Here is a 1372-nt window from a genome sequence, read left to right on the forward strand (position 1 = left end):
ATTCGCGAACCTCCAGGTCGGATACGACCCCGCGCAGCGGTGGGTGCTCGTGTTCGCGGTCACGATGATGACCGGACTACTGGTGTCCCTGGTGATATTCGGCCCACCGCGACCCCTATGAGAACGAGCACCGTCAGCAATCTCGACCGACACCTCCGACCGCCAAGTGGCTCGAACCAGGTCTCCGTCAGATCCAGGACGGTTCAGCATGCCCGTGGGCGTCGCCCTCAGCCTTGGGTGGGGTCGGCAACGATGCGCAAGTAGGGGCGAGGGGCAGTCCAGCCATCCGGATAGATCTTTTTAGCATCCTCGTCGCTGACCGAGCCGGCAATGATCACGTCGCCACCTCTATTCCACTGGGCGGGGGTGGCCACCTTGTGCGCGGCAGTGAGTTGTAGCGAGTCGATTACACGCAGCACCTCGTCGAAGTTGCGGCCGGTGGTCATCGGGTAAATGAGCACCAACTTGATCGTCTTATCGGGGCCGATGACGAAGACATTGCGCAGCGTCGCCATCTCGGCCGGAGTGTGACTGGTCGGGTCGCCGGCGATTTCGGCGGGTAGCATCCCGTAGGCCTTCGAAATGGTGTAGTCGTTGTCGGAAATCATCGGATAGTTGGGCGCGGTACCTTGTGTTTCGGCGATGTCGTCGGCCCATGCGACGTGGTTGTCGAGTGGGTCGACTGACAACCCGATGATCTTGGTGTTGCGTTGGTCGAATTCGGGTTTGATCGTGGCCATGTAACCGAGTTCGGTCGTGCACACCGGGGTGAAATCGCGGGGGTGGGAGAACAGAACTGCCCAGCTTTCACCGATCCACTCGTGGAAGTTGATCGGACCCTGGGTGGTTTGGGCGTGGAAATCGGGGGCGGTGTCGCCAATGGTGAGTGTCATCAGTGGTTGTCCTTCCGGTGCGGTGGTGCGGTGGTGCCGACGATAGCGGTCGAGTCTTAAGTGAACCTGAGGTCGGCGGCGACGCGGTCTTCCGTATACCCCTACCGGTATAGCCCATCAATGGGCGACTACGACAGGTCACGGGTGGCCCCGACCCCTCGGTGCAACGATGACTGACCCGGCCTCTCCAGCCCATGGGCCGCGACATCCGCACCGAGGCCACCGTCCAGCTTCGGCCACCTCGACCACCCTTACCGCTAGGGGTAAACTGGAGTTTCATCGAACGAAGGACTGAACGACATGACTGGTGACACCGTAAGCATCGCATTGGTATTGAACCGTTTGCGGCGTGCGCAGGGTCAGCTCGCAGGAGTGATCTCGATGATCCGGACCTACTCGACGAAGCTGCCGACGGTGTCGACACCCGTTTCGAGGGTGCCAAACAGATCTTCCGCAGTCTGAAGCGGTCGTTCGTCACG

Annotated in this window: 1 protein-coding gene and 2 pseudogenes; 2 read left to right on the top strand and 1 reads right to left on the bottom strand. The window is 60.9% G+C overall.

The window, feature by feature from the left end; all coding sequences use genetic code 11:
* Positions 1-97, top strand: a pseudogene (locus A2J02_RS27860) (cytochrome c biogenesis protein ResB); the annotation flags it as partial.
* Positions 98-227: 130 nt separating this feature from the next.
* Here the strand turns inward: A2J02_RS27860 and A2J02_RS20130 are convergent.
* A complete protein-coding gene (locus A2J02_RS20130) occupies positions 228-893 on the bottom strand; it encodes a peroxiredoxin (protein ID WP_008720432.1) in 666 nt (221 codons plus the stop codon).
* Positions 894-1193: 300 nt separating this feature from the next.
* Here A2J02_RS20130 and A2J02_RS29080 point away from each other — a divergent pair.
* Positions 1194-1328, top strand: a pseudogene (locus tag A2J02_RS29080) (metal-sensing transcriptional repressor); the annotation flags it as partial.
* Positions 1329-1372: the final 44 nt, after the last annotated feature.

The organism is Rhodococcus sp. EPR-147 (assembly GCF_001647185.1).
GTDB lineage: Bacteria > Actinomycetota > Actinomycetes > Mycobacteriales > Mycobacteriaceae > Rhodococcoides.